This window comes from Tenacibaculum haliotis (assembly GCF_025215075.1).
Lineage (GTDB): Bacteria > Bacteroidota > Bacteroidia > Flavobacteriales > Flavobacteriaceae > Polaribacter > Polaribacter haliotis_B.
The window spans coordinates 198,438-215,551 of record NZ_JAOBTH010000029.1 but is presented as its reverse complement, the minus strand read 5'-3'; the positions used below and the strand labels follow the sequence as shown (position 1 = coordinate 215,551).

Here is a 17,114-nt window from a genome sequence, read left to right as displayed (position 1 = left end):
TATGTGCTTCTGAAATAAATTCAGAATGACGTACAGATTATGAATTAAGTCGAATATTTATTTATTATGAAAATGATTGGTTGTTTTTACTTCAGCAAATTTTCTAAACATTTCCATAACACCACAATATTTATCAACTGATAATTTTACTGCTTTGTTAATTTTATCTTCGTTTAAATCGGTTCCATAAAAATGATAATCAACAAATACTTTATCGTAATATTTAGGATGTTCTTCGGTTAATTTACCTGTAATTTCTATTTTAAAATCATCAATAGCAACGCGCATTTTTTCTAATAACGGAATAACATCAACACCCGAGCATCCTGCTAAGGCAGATAACATCATCGCTTTAGGTCGTAATCCATCTCCTTTACCACCATTTTCTTCACCTACATCTATAAATGTTTTGTGACCACTAGGGTTGTCGGTTTCAAATTGCATGTTTTCTTTCCAAACTGTTGTAACTGTGTGCGATGCCATAATCTAATTTTTTTTTTGTTTCTTGCGTAAGCAAATTTAATAAAGCGTCAACTAAGCTTGTTGAATCTTTACACAAACTTACAGTAAAAATTTATTAATAAAAATATAACATATGCCATTAGTAACACCATTATCTGCAGAGCATGATAAAGAAACCAAAGAATTAGCTGAATTTTTTAACGAAACACTTGGGTTTTGTCCGAATTCGGTTTTAACAATGCAACGAAGACCTGCCATTTCAAAAGCTTTTATCAATTTAAATAAAGCAGTGATGGCAAATGAGGGAAAAGTAACATCAGCCTTAAAAAGAATGATAGCTTGGGTTTCGAGTAATGCTACTGGTTGTAGATATTGCCAAGCACATGCGATTAGAGCTGCGGAGCGTTACGGAGCAGAACAAGAGCAATTAGATAATATTTGGGAGTACAAAACACATGCTGCTTTTTCGGATGCTGAGCGTGCTGCGTTAGATTTTTCATTAGCTGCTTCTATGGTTCCGAATATGGTTGATGATAAGATAAAAACCGAATTATATAAGTATTGGGATGAAGGGGAAATTGTAGAAATGTTAGGGGTAATTTCTTTATTCGGATATTTAAATAGATGGAACGATTCTATGGGAACTTCTATTGAAGATGGTGCTGTAGAAAGCGGAGATCAATATTTAGGAAAACATGGTTGGGAAAAAGGAAAACATATTTAAAATAGGATAAAATAAAAAAGGCGGTAAAATTAATTTTACCGCCTTTTTTATTTGAAATTAGTTGTTATTTATTTTTAAGTAAATCTCTAATTTCTCCTAACAAATCTTCCTGACTTGGTCCTTTTGGAGCTTCAGGAGCTGGTTCTTCTTTTTTCTTCATTGCGTTTATAGCTTTTACAACCATAAACATTACAAAAGCAACAATAATAAAATCGATAATATTGGTTAAAAATTCACCATAAAGAATAGCAACTTCACCTGTTATTTTTCCAGCTTCATCAGCTATCCCTTGTTTTGCTATGTATTTTAAATCTTTAAAATCGGCATTGAATAGTAAACCAATTAAAGGCGATACAATTCCCCCCGTAAAAGAAGTTACTACTTGTTTAAAAGCTGCACCCATAACAAAACCAACAGCAATGTCGACTAAGTTACCCTTCATTGCAAACTCTTTAAATTCTTTAAGCATTCCCATGATTTTTGTTTTTAATAGTTAATTGAGTTGAAAATATATAAAAAAATTAGCGCTTTACCAATCTTTTTACGCGTTGTGATATTGCTGTAAGTATTTCATACGGGATGGTTTCGCACTTGTGAGCAATGTATTCGATGTGTTGTTGATGGTTAAAAATAATAACTTGATCACCTTCTTTACATTCAATTTTTGTTACATCAACCATAATCATATCCATACAAACATTTCCTATAATAGGAGCTGGTTGATTATTGATAAATACAAAGCCTTCTTTATTTCCTAGTTTTCGTGAAATACCATCTGCATGTCCAATAGGAATGGTAGCACTTCGTGTTGGTTTACTAGCAACAAATGCTCTGTTATATCCAACAGTTTCACCTGGTTGAATTATATGTATTTGTGAGATGATTGATTTTAAAGTGTGCGTGTTTTTTAGTTGAGCAGTTTCTTGTTGGTTGTTTCCAAAGCCGTATAAACCAATACCTAAACGAACCATATCGAACTGAGCTTGCGGATAATTTATAACACCCGAAGTATTTAGAATATGAATCATAGGCTTGTAGCCTAAATGCTCATAAAATTGTTTTACGATATAAGCAAAGTTATTTATTTGACCAATTGTAAATTCTTGTTCATTAGGATCTTCACTGGCAGCTAAATGAGAAAAAATAGATTCAACTTTTATGTTGTTAGATTTTTTAACAGCCGTAATAATATTAGGAACATCGGTATGCCAAAAACCTAACCTATTTAAACCTGTATTAAATTTAATGTGCACAGGGTAATTCATTAAAATAGTTTCGTCAGCTAATTGTAAAAAAGCATCAAATATTTTAAAGTTATATAAATTGGGTTCTAATCGATGTTTTACAATATCCTTTAAGTTTTGAATTTGCGGATGCAAAACTAAAATAGGTGTTTTAATACCTGCTTCACGCAAAATAATTCCTTCGTTTGAATAAGCAACCGCAAAATAATCTACCTTATTTTGAAGTAGTTTTGCTATTTCTGAGGCTTCACTACCATAACCAAAAGCTTTTACAACTGCTAAAACTTTAGTGCTAGGGTTTAATTTCTGCTTAAAATAAGCAAAATTATGTGCTACAGATTTCGCATCAATTTCTAAAACAGTAACGTTGTTATTCATTGGGTAAGTTTTCTTTTTTTTTGTTTTGCGCTTGCATCGCTTTGTAATAAGCAGCCCTGCTTAAAGGTTCGTATTCTTGTGTTTCACCTAGTAAAACTAAATCGTCGTTTAGTGCTTTTCTATAACTATAATGTGCTAAGTTTCCAGTATGAGTACAAACTGCGTGTACTTTAGTTACATATTCTGCAGTTGCCATTAATGCGGGCATTGGTCCAAAGGGATTTCCTTTAAAATCCATATCTAAACCAGCAACAATTACACGAACTCCTCTGTTAGCGAGGTCGTTACAAACAGCTACAATTTCGTCATCGAAAAATTGCGCTTCATCAATTCCAACAACATCAACATTATTCGCTAATAACCGAATATTTGAAGAGGCAGGAACAGGTGTTGATCTAATTCTGGTTGCATTATGAGATACCACTTCTTCATCGTCGTAACGAGTATCTACCGATGGTTTAAAAATCTCTACGCGTTGCTTTGCAAACTGCGCACGTTTAAGTCTGCGAATTAATTCTTCGGTTTTACCCGAAAACATTGAGCCGCAAATTACTTCGATCCAACCAAATTGTTCTGTATGATTTACTGTGTTTTCAAGAAACATTTTGTAATTTTAAGCGCTAATTATTGATATTTGTGTTACTTTCGAATAAGGAACAAATTTATTAAAATTTAACAGCAAAAAATAAAATCAAACAACAACTTATGCACAAAAAACTAGCATCAGATTTAACCAGTATAGCACACAGTATTTTACAGATGAAAAATAAAGAAGATGTGTTTGAGTTAAAGCAGAAAGCATATGAGGTTTATGAAAAACTTTCGGTTTTAGCGTATGTAGAAGAGTATGTTAATAATACTCCGAATCCTGCAAAAACAAAAGAAGCGTTATTACAAGATATTTTATTGGCTGAAGAAAATAAAAATAAAACAGTTGTTGTAGTTGATGATAAAATTGTTCATCAATTAAAAGAAGAGCTTGATAATGTTGTTGAAGAGCAGATAGTTGAAGTTGTAAAGGAAGAAGAAAAAGAAGCTGATGTTACTGTAATTGTAGATGAGCAGATTGATGAGGTAAGAGTAGGTGTAGATGAATTGGAAGAGATTACCGAACAACCTTTTGATGAAATAGAGAGTTTGTTATTTGAAGAAGATATCGTTGTAGAAGAGGTAGAAGAAAGAAAAAGCCCGACACTTGAAGATGAGTTAGCGGGAACTATTTCGGTAGATGTTATGGCAGATTTATTTGAAAAGGCAGATTCAAAGAAATCATTAAACGAACATCTGCAAAACGCGATTCAAGTAGATTTAAATGATAGAATTGTCTTTGTAAAACACTTGTTCGATGGGAGTCAGGGTGATTTTAATAGAGTTGTATCTCAGTTAAATACATTTAAAACAGAAAAAGAAGCAAAGAAATTTATCAATAAAATGATCAAGCCCGATTATGATTGGTCAGACAAAGAAGTGTACGAAACCCGACTTTTTGAAATTATTGAAAGAAGATTTGCTTAAATATATTATTAAAAACTGAATGGGGGAAAATAGATAATCTAAGAAAGTTTACGAAGAATTATAGGAAATGAGAAACATAAAAATTATAATAGGTATACTTTTTTTAGCAGTTCTTGGTAGTTGTAAATCAATATATAATACACAGGTTTTTAGCTCGGAGAACAGTCCTTCAAAACCAAATTATGAGTTAGAAAGTTCTTGGGCGGTTTTACCATCAAAATACCCTAAGAGTTTTAAAGAATACGCACCTGCAAAAAAAGACACTTTACAAGCAGATGTTTTTTATATCTACCCGACTTTAAATACCAGTAAAAAAGATAGCCGTTGGAACGTTGGTTTAAATGATAAAGAACAAAATGAGAAAGTACTAGATAAAGTAGTCTTGTATCAAACTTCTGCTTTCGCAACAGCTGGTAAAATATACGTGCCTTATTACCGACAAGCACATTACCGATCATTTAATCAAAAATATAAAGTAGGTGGCGATAAGGCATTAAATTTAGCGTATCAAGATGTAAAAAATGCTTTTGAAGTGTACCTAAAAAAGTATAATAAAAATCGCCCAATAATTATTGCAGGGCATAGCCAAGGTGCTAAGCATGCAATTCAGTTATTAAAAGATTTTTTTGATGAAAAACCACTACAAAAAAGGCTGATAGCAGCTTTTATTCCGGGAATGCGAGTTGTGGAAAATGAGTTTAAAACGATCAAACCAATGAATTCACCCAATCAGGTAGGGGGTTTTCTCTCTTGGAATACGTTTAAAAAGGGGCATTTTCCTGAAAACAAAAACTGGTACAAAGGCGGTGTTACTACAAATCCAATAACTTGGAACACGTCAATGACAACAGAGTTAGATCAGCATAAAGGGTTTTTGTATAGTAACGGGAAAATGTATTCTAAAGCACTAAAAATTGAAATTACAGATGGATTAGTATGGGCTACAAATCCGAAGTTTCCACTGCGATTTTTTATGTCATTTCTTAAAAATTACCATGCCGGTGATATCAATTTATTTTGGCTTGATATAAAAGAAAATAGCGAGCTGAGGGTAAGAAGCTGGCTAGAAAAAAACAGATAGTTATTTTTTATCGAAGTGTTTTAAAAGTAAGCATTGGTTTTATTGAAGTCTTAGAAAGATTTTTGGTGATGCTTCCGTTAAAAATATGAGCTAAACCACTTCTTCCGTGGGTTGCTATTGCAATGATGTCGGCATTTATGTCATTCGAAAAATTTAAAATACCTTCTTCGATAGAGGAATCATTATAAACATTTATAGAGTAGTTTTTTAGGTTATATTTTGTAATAAAATTTTCAATTTTTTGTTTGGTTTCTTTAGTGTTTTCGAATTTTTGTGGGGTGTTAATTTTTAAAAGATGAATTTTACTGTCAAAATTACTAGCAAAATCTAAAAAACGATTGAAAACCTGATTTTTGTTGGGTTTAAAACTAGATGCGAAAATTAAATTTTTAGGAGAAAAGTTACTACCATCTTTTTTGGTTACTAAGACAGGTATTTCGGAATTTCTTACTACTTTTTCGGTATTAGATCCTATAATTATTTCCTCTAATTCGGTATGCCCTTTTGATCCCATGATGATTAAATCAGCATTTATTTTTTTAGAATAATCCTGTATGCCATTATAAGGAGTTTGAAAACGAATTGCATGTTTAATATTGTCGTTTTCAGGGAAAAACTGTTGTTTGTAGCTAAGTAGCTTGTCACGTACTTTTCTAATGTATAACATGCTTTCTGGAATGCTAAAAGAACGAGAACCAGTCATGTCAACAACACCGGTTGGTATTTCGATCATGTGGAGTAAATGCACTTCGCTATTTGGTTTTTTTGCAATGGCTGCCGCTAGTTTTGAAGCGTATTCTGATGGTTTTGAAAAATCCGTAGGAACTAATATTTTTTTCATAATAAAAAGATTTAGAAGTAGATAGTTCCTTAAATTACGAAAAATATTTTGAAGAAGAAGATATTTGCGTGTTAATGAATAACTTACTATCTTTGCAGCAAATTTATTAATTAGATGGATGGAAGGGGACGAGAGTCCCCTCTTTTTATACCTCAGGATGAATCAAGAAAAAGTAAAAGAATTATTACAGGAAGCTTTACAAGAGAACGAGTCGTTATATTTAATCGATTTGCAATTTTTAGCGAACAGTAAAATAAAAGTGATTGTTGATGGTGATTCAGGAGTGCCTTTAAATGAATGCATGCGTATTAGTAGAAAAATAGAGCATAATTTAGATAGAGAAGAAGAAGATTTTTCTTTAGAGGTAACAACACCAGATATTGCACATCCGCTTACAGTAAAGCGTCAGTATAAAAAGAATATCAGCAGAATTCTAAAAGTTAAAACAGCAACTGAAGAATTTGAAGGAACGTTAACTGAAACAACAGATGATAATATTACGTTGTATTGGAAAGCGAGAGAGCCTAAGCCAATTGGTAAGGGAAAGCATACGGTAGAAAAAACAATGGTTTTATCGTATGAAGATATCAAAGAAGCAAAAGTGAAGATAATATTTTAATAAGAGAATGAAATGGAAAATATTGCGTTAATTGAGTCATTTTCAGAGTTTAAAGATAATAAAAGTATAGACAGAGTAACATTAATGTCTATCTTAGAAGAAGTATTTCGTGCAGCATTAAAACGTAGGTTTGGATCTGATGAAAACTTTGATATAATTATTAACCCAGATAAAGGGGATTTAGAGATTTGGAGAAACCGTGTAGTAGTTGCAGATGGTTTTTCAGAGGATGATAATGAAGAGATAGAGCTTGAAGAAGCAAGAAGAATTGAGCCAGATTTCGAAATTGGTGAAGATGTATCAGAAGAAGTAAAATTAATCGATTTAGGAAGACGTGCTATTTTAGCATTACGCCAAAACTTAATTTCTAAAATACACGAGCACGATAGTACAAACATCTTTAAGCAATTTAAAGAGTTAGAAGGTGAAATTTATAGTGCAGAAGTGCACCATATTCGACATAATGCAGTAATTTTGTTAGACGATGAAGGAAACGAAATCGTTTTGCCAAAAAGTGAGCAAATTCGTTCAGATTTCTTTAGAAAAGGAGATGCAGTTCGTGGAGTTATAAAAACGGTAGAATTAAGAGGTAATAAACCAGCTATTATTTTATCAAGAACTTCACCAGCTTTTTTAGTAAAGTTATTTGAACAAGAAATACCGGAAGTTTTTGACGGATTAATTACCATTGAAGGTGTTGCAAGAATACCTGGTGATAAAGCAAAAGTAGCGGTAGATTCTTATGATGATAGAATTGATCCTGTAGGAGCTTGTGTTGGTGTAAAAGGATCTCGTATTCACGGTATTGTTCGTGAATTAGGAAACGAAAATATCGATGTAATCAATTATACTAAAAACGAACCGTTATTTATAGCAAGAGCATTAAGCCCTGCAAAAGTAACATCTGTAGATATTAAACCTTACGAAGAAGAGAAAAATGGTAAAAAAGGACGTGTAAGCGTTTTATTAAAGCCAGAAGAAGTATCTAAAGCAATTGGTCGATCAGGAGTTAACATTCGTTTAGCAAGTGAATTAACAGGTTACGAAATAGATGTACAACGTGAAGGTTTAGAAGAAGAAGATGTTGAGTTAACAGAATTTTCTGATGAAATTGAAGCTTGGGTAATTGCAGAATTCAAGAAAATAGGTTTAGATACTGCAAAGAGTGTTCTTGAAAAAGACGTTTCTATGTTAGTGCAAAGAACCGATTTAGAAGAAGAAACAATTTTAGATGTTCAACGAGTTTTAAGAGAAGAATTCGAAGAATAAAAAATACAAAGGAAGTCAGTCTCCTGCAAAATTGATGAGAATCAATACGAAATCTGACAATCAAAGAAAAAGAACATAACTATGCGAAAGCGTAAAGTGTGTTTTTTGAATATCAAAGTATAAAATAATTTATGGCTGAAGGCAACAAATTAAGACTCAATAAAGTATTAAGAGAATTAAACATTTCTTTAGATAGAGCTGTAGAACACTTAGCTAAAAGTGGTCATGAAATAGAAGCTCGTCCTACTACTAAAATTTCTGATAAGGAATATCAAATATTGTTTGATGGTTTTCAAACAGATAAATCTAAGAAAGTAGCCTCTAAAGAAGTAAGCGAAGAAAAGCGTAAAGAGAAGGAAGCTATTCGTCTACAAGTAGAAGAAGAGCAAGAGAAGAAGAGGGTAGAAGACGAAGCTAAAAAGCAAGAAGTTTTAAAAGCCAAAGCTAAAAAATTAGAGCTTAAAACAGTAGGTAAAATTGATGTGAAAACAGGTAAGGCTGTTGAAGAAAAGCCTGAAGTTGTTAAAGAAGCACCAAAGAAGGAAATAGAAGCATCAACTCCTAAAGAGGAAGTTTCTATTCAAGAACCTACAAAAGAAGCACCAAAGCCAACAGAGAAGGTTGCGGAAAAGGAAGCTGAAGCGCCTAAGGTTATAAAGGCGAAGCCAGCCAAAGCTAAATTTAAAATAGTTAAGGAAGCACCGAAGAAAGTTGAAGAAAAGCCAACTGAAAAGGTGGTAGAAGCTAAACAAGAAGAGGTGAAGGAAGAAAAACCTGTAGAAGTAACTGCTGAAAATGCAGAGAAACTTAAAACACAATATAAAAAACTTGATGGTCCAAGAATTACAGGTCAAAAAATTGACTTAAAACAATTCGAAAGACCAAAAAAGAAAAAACCAGATGCTAAATCTGACGCTGATAAAAAGAAGCGTAAAAGAATTAGTAAACCAGGAACAGCTAAACCAGGATCTACTGCAAGACCACCAGCAAGAGGTGGTGCAAGAGGCGGAGCAAATAGAGGTGGTGGTGTAGGCCGTCCAAGCGGTGGTAGAGGAAGACCAGGGCAAAGACCGGCAGCTGTTAAAAAAGAAGAACCAACAGAAGCAGAAGTACAAAAACAAGTACGTGAAACTTTAGAAAGACTTCAAGGTAAATCTAAAAGAGGAAAAGGAGCTAAATACCGTAGAAATAAAAGAGAAGCACACAGAGAACATACTGAAGCTGAATTAGAAGCTCAAGCATTAGATAGTAAAATATTAAAAGTAACAGAGTTTGTTACTGTTAGTGAAGTTGCTACGATGATGGATGTTCCTGTAACAAACATTATTTCTTCATGTATGATGTTAGGAATGATGGTAACAATGAATCAGCGTTTAGATGCTGAAACATTAGTTATTGTTGCTGAAGAATTTAACCATAAAGTAGAGTTTGTTGGTGCTGAGGTAGAGGAATCTATTGAAGAAGTTATAGACAAGCCGGAAGATTTAATAACTCGTGCACCAATTATTACGGTAATGGGTCACGTAGATCATGGTAAAACATCTTTATTAGATTACATCCGTAAAGCAAATGTAATTGAAGGTGAATCAGGAGGAATTACACAACATATTGGTGCATATTCTGTGAACGTTGGAGATCAACAAATAGCATTTTTAGATACACCAGGTCACGAGGCCTTTACAGCAATGCGTGCACGTGGAGCTCAAGTAACAGATTTAGTAATTATTGTAGCTGCAGCAGATGATGATGTAATGCCACAAACAAAAGAGGCTATTTCTCATGCTCAGGCAGCAGGTGTTCCAATTATTTTTGCAATCAACAAGATTGACAAACCAAATGCAAATCCAGATAATGTGAAAACGCAATTATCTCAGATGAATTTGTTAATTGAAGAATGGGGTGGAAACATTCAATCACAAGATATTTCAGCTAAAACAGGGGAAGGAATTCCTGAGTTATTAGAAAAAGTATTACTTGAAGCTGAAATTTTAGAATTAAAAGCAAATCCAGATAGAACTGCAACAGGAGCAGTTGTTGAAGCATTACTAGATAAAGGTAGAGGATATGTATCTACAATTTTAGTACAAACAGGTTCATTAAAAATTGGAGATTATATTTTAGCAGGTAAGCATAGTGGTAAAGTAAGAGCCATGTTTGATGATAAAGGAAACAAAGTATTAGTTGCCGGACCATCTACACCTGTATCAATATTAGGATTAGACGGAGCACCACAAGCAGGTGATAAGTTTAATGTGTTTGAAGACGAACGTGAAGCAAAACAAATTGCAGCAAAACGTTCTCAATTACAAAGAGAGCAATCTGTAAGAACACAAAAAACATTAACATTAGCAGAAATTGGTCGTCGTATTGCGTTAGGAGATTTCAAAGAATTAAACATTATCTTAAAAGGAGATGTAGATGGTTCGGTAGAAGCCTTAACAGATTCATTCCAGAAACTATCTACTGAAGAAATTCAAGTAAATATTTTACATAAAGGAGTTGGAGCAATTACTGAATCTGATGTGTTATTAGCAACAGCTTCAGATGCCATTATCGTTGGGTTTAATGTACGTCCGCAAGGAAATGCACGTGTTGTAGCTGATAGAGAAGAAGTAGATATTAGAACATACTCTATTATTTATGATGCTATTAACGATCTTAAAGATGCCATGGAAGGAATGTTATCTCCTGATATGAAAGAAGAGATTCTTGGTAATGTTGAGATTAGAGAAGTTTATAAAATTTCGAAAGTTGGTAACATTGCAGGATGTATGGTAATGAGTGGTAAGATTACTAGAGATTCTAAAATCCGTATTATTAGAGATGGAATTGTTGTTCACGATGGATTATTAACTTCATTAAAACGTTTCAAAGACGATGTTAAAGAAGTTACCAAAGGATACGATTGTGGTCTTCAGATTAAAGGATACAATGATATTATTGAAGGAGATGTAATTGAAGCTTATACTGAAGTAGCAGTTAAGAAGAAATTAAAGTAATCCTTACTTTAAAATAAATTTAAAAGACGCTTTATTTAAAGCGTCTTTTTTTATGCAATTTAGTTTCATGGATATAATCTTTATTTTTTTAAGTTAAAAGAGTTTTTGATACTGTATTTTTAGATTAAATAACACAAGAGTTTTATAGGCAAAATCAATTGATTATACAATTAGGTTTGACCCAGTTAATAGCAAAAAAAAACAACCTCCGAAGAGGTTGTTTTTACATATCAATATAATAATTAAAGTTTAATTTCTTCTTTGGTTTTGTTCAGTAAAACAGGTTTACCGAAACCTAAATCATTTAAACGGTCTAATTGCGTTTCTGCATCTCCTACAAACAACCAAATCATTTTATTAGGATTTACATATCTTTTTGATAACGCTTGTACTTTTTCAATGGTCATTTCATTTACAATTTTCTCTCTGTCTTTAACATAGTCAGCACTTAAGTTGTAAGTACTAATGTTCTCCAACATGTTTAATTTAGCACCCATGGTTTCAAAACGTCTAGCATTACTCTTAATTAAAAAACCTTTTGTAGTAGCTAAATCTTTAGCAGAAAAATTGGTTGGATATTCTGTAATTATTTTTTTAACTAATTGCGCCGATTCCAACGTAACGTTAGTTCTAACTCTACTCGAAATTGTAAATGCTCCAACAGCTTTAGATCCTGTAAAACGAGAGCCAATTCCATAAGTATATCCTTTACCTTCTCTTAACTCTTGTGTTAATTGAGAGGCAAATCCGCCGCCACCAAGGATGTAGTTCATTACTGTAGCCGGATAATAATCTTTATCTGTAACAGCCAATGCAGGTGCACCAAAACTAATTACCGATTGTTTTGCTTTTGGTACATCGTAAAAATATACCGTTGGTTTGTTAGGTGCTTCTGGAGTTTTATAGACTGGAATAGTAACTTCTTTTGAAGCCCATTTTGTAGATAAACTATTTAAAGATTCTACTGCTTTTTCTTGATTAATATCACCAACAATATGCATTTTAGTAACAGCAGGAGATAGGTAATTATTATAAAATGATTTTAAATCATCTAAAGTAATTTTATCTACAGAGGCAATGGTACCTAAGGTATTCTTAGAACGAATATTATCTTTTCCGTAAATCAATTCGTTATATACGTTTTGCGTTACGGTAGTCGGACTTGCTTCTTGCTGACGTAAATTACCAGCAACCGATTTTTTAATCAATTCAAATTCTGTTGCATCCCAACGTGGTTCTAGTAACATTTCTTCAACTAATACTATTGTATTGGTATAGTTTTTTGCTAAAGTAGTACCACTTATAGTAATGTTTTCTTTTGATGCAGATATTCTAATAGATGCTCCTAATTCCTGAATAGCTTCTTCTAATTGTGCAACTGTTTTATTTTTTGTTCCTCGGTTCATTAAACGAGCAGTAAGGTTTGCAACGCCTAACTTATCCATTTTTTCTAATAACTGACCACCATCAATTACTAAGTTGAAACGAACTAAAGGAACTTCGCTATTTTCAATTCCGAATACTTTAATTCCGTTTGCTAATTCATTATTCCAAACATTTGGTACACTTAAAACAGGCGATTTTCCATAAACAGGCTCTGTAGTTCTTGCTATTTTAGAAGGTGTTTTTTCATATTGAGCAGCAATCTTTGGGTCGAATTTTTCTTCGGCTCCAGTAATAATTTTTTCTTCCTTTATAATTGCTTCTTCAGAATTTGTTAACGCAAGGTTTTTCATTCCTTTAGGCACAAAACTAGTTGCTATAAAGTTTTTACCTTTAATATACGTATTGTAAACGCGCATTACGTCTTCTTTGGTAACGTTTAAGGTTAAGTCTATTTCTTTATTGATAAAACCAGGGTTACCTGCATAGGTATTATAAGAAGCTAAATTTGTTCCTTTTCCTAAAACGCTAGATAAGCTATTGTAAAAATCAGTTTCTAATCCGGCTTTAATTCTGTTTAAGTCTTTGTCAGAAATACCTTCTTTTTCAAACTTGTTAAAAGCGGTAGTAACTCCTTTATTAATTTCATTTAAATCAACATTATTAAATCCACGAATACCTAATTGAGTTTGACCAGCTAGTTCAGAAGACCAGTTCCACATACCAGCATTTGCGGTAAGTTTTAAATCATCTACTAAAACTTTATTTAAAGGTGCTTTTTTTCCTTGAGATAAATATTCTGTTAAAATATCTAAGGCGTACGAATCTTTATGGTATAACTCAACTGTTGGCCAAGCCATTGTTAACATTGGTAATCGTGCAAAATTATCTTCAAAATATAAAAATTTCGATTCATCAACTTTACCTGGTTTTTTAACTAACGGAGTAATTTCTTCACCTCTTGGAATTTCTTCAAAATATTTACGAACCCATTCTTTTGCTTTTGCAGGATCAAAATCACCAGATAAAACTAAAGTAGCGTTGTTAGGAACATACCATTTTTTAAAGAATGCTTTTACATCGCTTAAAGTTGCGTTCTGTAAATGTTCTAAAGATCCAATTACTTGCCAGTTATACGGATGATCTTTCGGATATAAGTTACGATCGATAATTTGTTGATTAAATCCGTACGGACGATTGTCAACAGCTTGTCTTTTTTCGTTTTTAACTACTTGTTTTTCTTTTGCTAAAACAGGTTCTGTCACTGTATTTATAAACCAACCTAATTTATCGGCTTCTGCCCAAATCATTTTTTCTAAGGCATCATTTGGTACGGTTTGTAAATAGTTTGTTCTATCTCTTGATGTAGATCCGTTAGCGCCAGAACCACCAATACGTGCACTCATTTTATCTAATCCACCTTTACCAAGGTTTTCAGATTCTAAAAATAATAAGTGTTCAAATAAATGAGCAAAACCAGTTCTTCCTTCAATTTCTCTTGCCGAACCTACGTGAACCATCAATTCTACTGCAACCACAGGATCCGATTTATCAGTATGTAAAACAACTTGAAGTCCGTTTTCTAATTCAAATTTTTCAAAAGGAACATTTAAGGATGTTTCTTTCTCTTTTTTTTCTTCTTTTTGATTTTTATTGCAGGCGATAAATAAAGTTACCACTGTAAATAATAAAATTTTTTTAAACATGATTACTGTTGTTTGTGTGAATTGTTTTTTGATGCTGATAAATATACATAATATTGATTTTTAATAGTGTTAAATAGATGCTAGAATTTATTGTAAAGAAAAACCCCATCAAAATTTGATGAGGTTTTAAAATATAATTTAAGATAATTTTTATCCTAAGAAAGGATATTTATAATCTTCAGGACTTACTAAAGTCTCTTTAATTAAACGTACAGATGTCCAACGTAATAAGTTTTGTGCCGAACCTGCTTTATCATTTGTACCAGAAGCTCTTGCGCCACCAAATGGTTGCTGACCAACAACTGCTCCTGAAGGTTTATCGTTAATATAAAAGTTTCCTGCAGCATTTTCTAATGCTTTAGATGCTTCTTCAACAATGTATCTATCTCTAGAAAAAATAGCTCCTGTTAATGCGTATTCAGACGTTTCATCAACTAATTTTAATGAAGCTTCCCATTCAGCATCTTCATAAACATAAACCGTCATAACAGGGCCAAATAACTCTGTATGCATAGTTGCGTATTTAGGAGATGTAGTAACAATTACCGTTGGCTCAATAAAGTAACCTACAGATTTATCGTGGTTTCCACCAATAATAATTTCTGCATCTTTATCTGCTTTAGCGGCATCTATATAACTTGCAATTTTATCAAAAGAACCTTCGTGAATAACTGCATTTACAAAGTTAGACGTGTCTTCTGGAGAGCCCATTTTTAACTCACCTACTTGCGCCGTTAAATGTTTTTTAACTTCTGGCCAAAGTGAAGCAGGAATGTAAGAACGTGAAGCAGCAGAACATTTTTGACCTTGGTATTCAAAAGCACCTCTTGTCATTGCTGTTGCAACTTGTAATGGATTAGAAGAGTTGTGAACCCAAATGAAATCTTTTCCACCAGTTTCTCCAACAATTCTTGGGTATGTTTTATAGGTATGAATATTGTTACCAATTTGTTTCCATAATTCTTTAAAAACATGTGTAGAACCTGTAAAGTGTAATCCAGAGAAATCTGGAGAAGCTAAAACAGTATCAGAAATCATAACAGGATCTCCGTACACTACGTTAATTACACCATCAGGTAAACCAGCTTCTTTAAATAAATCTACAATTACTTGTGCAGAATATGCTTGGTGATCTGATGGTTTCCAAACAACAACGTTACCCATTAAGGCAGCTGATGCAGGTAAATTTGCAGCAATAGATGTAAAGTTAAATGGAGAAATTGCATAGATAAAACCTTCTAAAGGTCTGTATTCAACTCTGTTCCAAACGCCTGGTGAAGATGTTGGCTGATCTTTAAAAATATCAGTCATATATTCTACGTTAAAACGGAAGAAATCTATCATTTCACAAGCAGCATCAATTTCTGCTTGAAATACGTTTTTAGATTGTGCAATCATTGTTGCAGCATTCATTCTAGCTCTATAAGGCCCTGCTAATAATTCAGCAGCTTTTAAGAAAATTGAAGCTCTTTCCATCCAACTAACGTTAGACCATGCTTCTCTTGCAGCTAATGCTGTAGAAATTGCAGCATCTACGTGAGATTTGTCTGCGGTGTGGTATTGACCAACTACATGTTTATGATCGTGTGGTGGTGTAATATTTCTGGTATTTCCAGTTCTTACTTCCTCACCATTAATATGCATTGGTACATCAACGTTGCTGTTAAACATTGATTTGTATGTTGCTAATAATTCTTCTTTTTCTGGAGATCCAGGAGCATACCCTTTTACAGGTTCGTTTACTGCTTTTGGAACATTAAAAAATCCTCTTGCCATTTTAGTATGTTGTTTGTGTGTTTAAAAATATTTTTAATTTAAAAAGTGAAAAACAAAATCTAATGCTATTTATTTACATTGATTAAGTAGCTACTTTTAATAAACAATTTGTAATTGTTTGATAGTACAAAGTTACCATTTATTTTAGTAATTACTAAGGTGTTTTTAAGAGGTGTTTATCAAAATAAAACAGATTATGTGTGCGGTAACTTATTTGCCTTTAGGAGATGAGGGTTTTGTAGTTGTTTAGAGTAGATATGAAAGCTTAAAACCAAAAAAAGCAGGATAAAAACGAAGTGAAATTGAAATTTTATCTTGTAGAAATGATAGGTGTTATTGTCGTTATAAATAAAACGAGTAAAGTATTGTAAATTTAATTATGGCTATATGTAGGGATAGCGAAACAAAGTTTTTTGTTATTTTTGCAAGAAAAAACTATGCATAAAAAACGACTGTTGTTTTCGTTACTAATTTCCCTTTTTCTATTTACAAGTTGTTTTGAATTTGTAGAAGAAATATCTTTTAATAAAGACGGTTCAGGATCGGCTACCTTCACGATAAACTTAAGTAAGAGTAAAACTAAAATAGCATCAATAATGCTGTTGGATAGTGTTAACGGGTATAAAGTGCCATCGAAGAATACTATTAGAAAGGAGTTGAATAAAATTGTTGAGAAAATTAAAACCACCAAAGGAATTCATACTGTAAAAAACACGTTGAATTTTGAGGAATTTATCGTTACGGTATCTTGTAATTTTGATACTGTGGATGCTCTTAACACTGTTTTATCAACCTTTAGTTCTAAAAGAGATGCATTGGCAATAAAAAAGCACAAACATTTTAAATACGACAATATCAATAAAACATTTGTTCGTAGTCATCATTTTAATATTGGTAAAGCATTTCAGAATGCAAAAATGAAAGATCGTAAAGTATTTGAAACAGCTAGTTATACAAGTGTTTACCGATTTGAATCAGCAGTAAAATCATGTACGAACCAGCAAGCAAAAATTGCCAAAAGTAAAAAAGCAGTGATGTTGCGAGTTAATGCGCAGGATATTATAACAAACAAACAAACAATCAAAAATAAAATACAACTTACTAATTAAAATTAACC

14 protein-coding genes are annotated in these 17,114 nt (G+C 32.6%); 7 read left to right on the top strand and 7 right to left on the bottom strand.

Annotation, left to right across the window (positions count from 1 at the left end; translation table 11 throughout):
* Positions 1-57 precede the first annotated feature (57 nt).
* Complete coding sequence (locus N2251_RS12715) at positions 58-483, bottom strand: OsmC family protein (protein WP_260587106.1); 426 nt, start codon at positions 481-483, stop codon at positions 58-60.
* Positions 484-595: 112 nt separating this feature from the next.
* Between N2251_RS12715 and N2251_RS12710 the strand changes: the two genes are divergently transcribed.
* Complete coding sequence (locus N2251_RS12710) at positions 596-1,186, top strand: carboxymuconolactone decarboxylase family protein (protein ID WP_260587105.1); 591 nt, start codon at positions 596-598, stop codon at positions 1,184-1,186.
* A gap of 64 nt (positions 1,187-1,250) precedes the next feature.
* Here N2251_RS12710 and mscL read toward each other — a convergent pair whose 3' ends face one another.
* From mscL to N2251_RS12695, 3 genes are read right to left on the bottom strand one after another with little or no spacing between them, the layout of a single operon-like run.
* Positions 1,251-1,655, bottom strand: coding sequence for a large-conductance mechanosensitive channel protein MscL (gene mscL, locus N2251_RS12705; RefSeq protein WP_260587361.1), 405 nt, complete (start codon positions 1,653-1,655; stop codon positions 1,251-1,253).
* Between the two features lie 52 nt (positions 1,656-1,707).
* Positions 1,708-2,808 (bottom strand): alanine racemase, encoded by a 1,101-nt coding sequence (gene alr, locus N2251_RS12700; RefSeq protein ID WP_260587104.1) that lies wholly within the window; start codon positions 2,806-2,808, stop codon positions 1,708-1,710.
* Entirely contained in the window at positions 2,801-3,412 is a 612-nt protein-coding gene (locus tag N2251_RS12695) for a thymidine kinase (protein WP_260587103.1), read from the bottom strand. Before N2251_RS12695 ends, alr begins: the two co-directional genes overlap by 8 nt.
* A 101-nt stretch (positions 3,413-3,513) precedes the next feature.
* Between N2251_RS12695 and N2251_RS12690 the strand changes: the two genes are divergently transcribed.
* Both N2251_RS12690 and N2251_RS12685 read left to right on the top strand, forming a co-directional pair.
* On the top strand, positions 3,514-4,323 hold the full coding sequence (locus tag N2251_RS12690; RefSeq protein WP_260587102.1) for a DUF8457 domain-containing protein: 810 nt from the start codon (positions 3,514-3,516) through the stop codon (positions 4,321-4,323).
* A 67-nt stretch (positions 4,324-4,390) separates the two neighbouring features.
* Positions 4,391-5,404 (top strand): DUF3089 domain-containing protein, encoded by a 1,014-nt coding sequence (locus tag N2251_RS12685; protein WP_260587101.1) that lies wholly within the window; start codon positions 4,391-4,393, stop codon positions 5,402-5,404.
* 7 nt (positions 5,405-5,411) lie between these two features.
* On the opposite strand, the gene N2251_RS12680 is transcribed toward N2251_RS12685, so the two are convergent.
* On the bottom strand, positions 5,412-6,245 hold the full coding sequence (locus N2251_RS12680; protein WP_260587100.1) for a universal stress protein: 834 nt from the start codon (positions 6,243-6,245) through the stop codon (positions 5,412-5,414).
* 157 nt (positions 6,246-6,402) lie between these two features.
* Between N2251_RS12680 and rimP the strand changes: the two genes are divergently transcribed.
* The 3 genes from rimP to infB all read left to right on the top strand — a co-directional run bounded on the left by rimP (position 6,403) and on the right by infB (position 11,132).
* A complete protein-coding gene (rimP, locus tag N2251_RS12675; RefSeq protein WP_260587099.1) occupies positions 6,403-6,864 on the top strand; it encodes a ribosome assembly cofactor RimP in 462 nt (153 codons plus the stop codon).
* A 12-nt stretch (positions 6,865-6,876) separates the two neighbouring features.
* A complete protein-coding gene (nusA, locus tag N2251_RS12670; protein WP_260587098.1) occupies positions 6,877-8,133 on the top strand; it encodes a transcription termination factor NusA in 1,257 nt (418 codons plus the stop codon).
* Between the two features lie 131 nt (positions 8,134-8,264).
* A complete protein-coding gene (infB, locus tag N2251_RS12665) occupies positions 8,265-11,132 on the top strand; it encodes a translation initiation factor IF-2 (protein WP_260587097.1) in 2,868 nt (955 codons plus the stop codon).
* Positions 11,133-11,374: 242 nt separating this feature from the next.
* On the opposite strand, the gene N2251_RS12660 is transcribed toward infB, so the two are convergent.
* On the bottom strand, positions 11,375-14,221 hold the full coding sequence (locus N2251_RS12660) for a M16 family metallopeptidase (protein WP_260587096.1): 2,847 nt from the start codon (positions 14,219-14,221) through the stop codon (positions 11,375-11,377).
* Positions 14,222-14,371: 150 nt separating this feature from the next.
* Positions 14,372-15,997: an L-glutamate gamma-semialdehyde dehydrogenase gene (gene pruA / locus N2251_RS12655; RefSeq protein WP_260587095.1), complete on the bottom strand. Its 1,626-nt coding sequence runs from the start codon at positions 15,995-15,997 to the stop codon at positions 14,372-14,374.
* A gap of 437 nt (positions 15,998-16,434) precedes the next feature.
* Between pruA and N2251_RS12650 the strand changes: the two genes are divergently transcribed.
* Complete coding sequence (locus N2251_RS12650; protein ID WP_260587094.1) at positions 16,435-17,106, top strand: hypothetical protein; 672 nt, start codon at positions 16,435-16,437, stop codon at positions 17,104-17,106.
* The last annotated feature ends 8 nt before the right edge of the window (positions 17,107-17,114 follow it).

What these genes read in the sequence shown, in the direction of transcription:
- N2251_RS12715 (WP_260587106.1), bottom strand. Translation starts at nt 483, where the DNA reads ATGGCATCGCACACAGTTACAACAGTTTGGAAAGAAAACATGCAATTT.
- N2251_RS12710 (WP_260587105.1), top strand. Translation starts at nt 596, where the DNA reads ATGCCATTAGTAACACCATTATCTGCAGAGCATGATAAAGAAACCAAA.
- mscL (WP_260587361.1), bottom strand. Translation starts at nt 1,655, where the DNA reads ATGCTTAAAGAATTTAAAGAGTTTGCAATGAAGGGTAACTTAGTCGAC.
- alr (WP_260587104.1), bottom strand. Translation starts at nt 2,808, where the DNA reads ATGAATAACAACGTTACTGTTTTAGAAATTGATGCGAAATCTGTAGCA.
- N2251_RS12695 (WP_260587103.1), bottom strand. Translation starts at nt 3,412, where the DNA reads ATGTTTCTTGAAAACACAGTAAATCATACAGAACAATTTGGTTGGATC.
- N2251_RS12690 (WP_260587102.1), top strand. Translation starts at nt 3,514, where the DNA reads ATGCACAAAAAACTAGCATCAGATTTAACCAGTATAGCACACAGTATT.
- N2251_RS12685 (WP_260587101.1), top strand. Translation starts at nt 4,391, where the DNA reads ATGAGAAACATAAAAATTATAATAGGTATACTTTTTTTAGCAGTTCTT.
- N2251_RS12680 (WP_260587100.1), bottom strand. Translation starts at nt 6,245, where the DNA reads ATGAAAAAAATATTAGTTCCTACGGATTTTTCAAAACCATCAGAATAC.
- rimP (WP_260587099.1), top strand. Translation starts at nt 6,403, where the DNA reads ATGAATCAAGAAAAAGTAAAAGAATTATTACAGGAAGCTTTACAAGAG.
- nusA (WP_260587098.1), top strand. Translation starts at nt 6,877, where the DNA reads ATGGAAAATATTGCGTTAATTGAGTCATTTTCAGAGTTTAAAGATAAT.
- infB (WP_260587097.1), top strand. Translation starts at nt 8,265, where the DNA reads ATGGCTGAAGGCAACAAATTAAGACTCAATAAAGTATTAAGAGAATTA.
- N2251_RS12660 (WP_260587096.1), bottom strand. Translation starts at nt 14,221, where the DNA reads ATGTTTAAAAAAATTTTATTATTTACAGTGGTAACTTTATTTATCGCC.
- pruA (WP_260587095.1), bottom strand. Translation starts at nt 15,997, where the DNA reads ATGGCAAGAGGATTTTTTAATGTTCCAAAAGCAGTAAACGAACCTGTA.
- N2251_RS12650 (WP_260587094.1), top strand. Translation starts at nt 16,435, where the DNA reads ATGCATAAAAAACGACTGTTGTTTTCGTTACTAATTTCCCTTTTTCTA.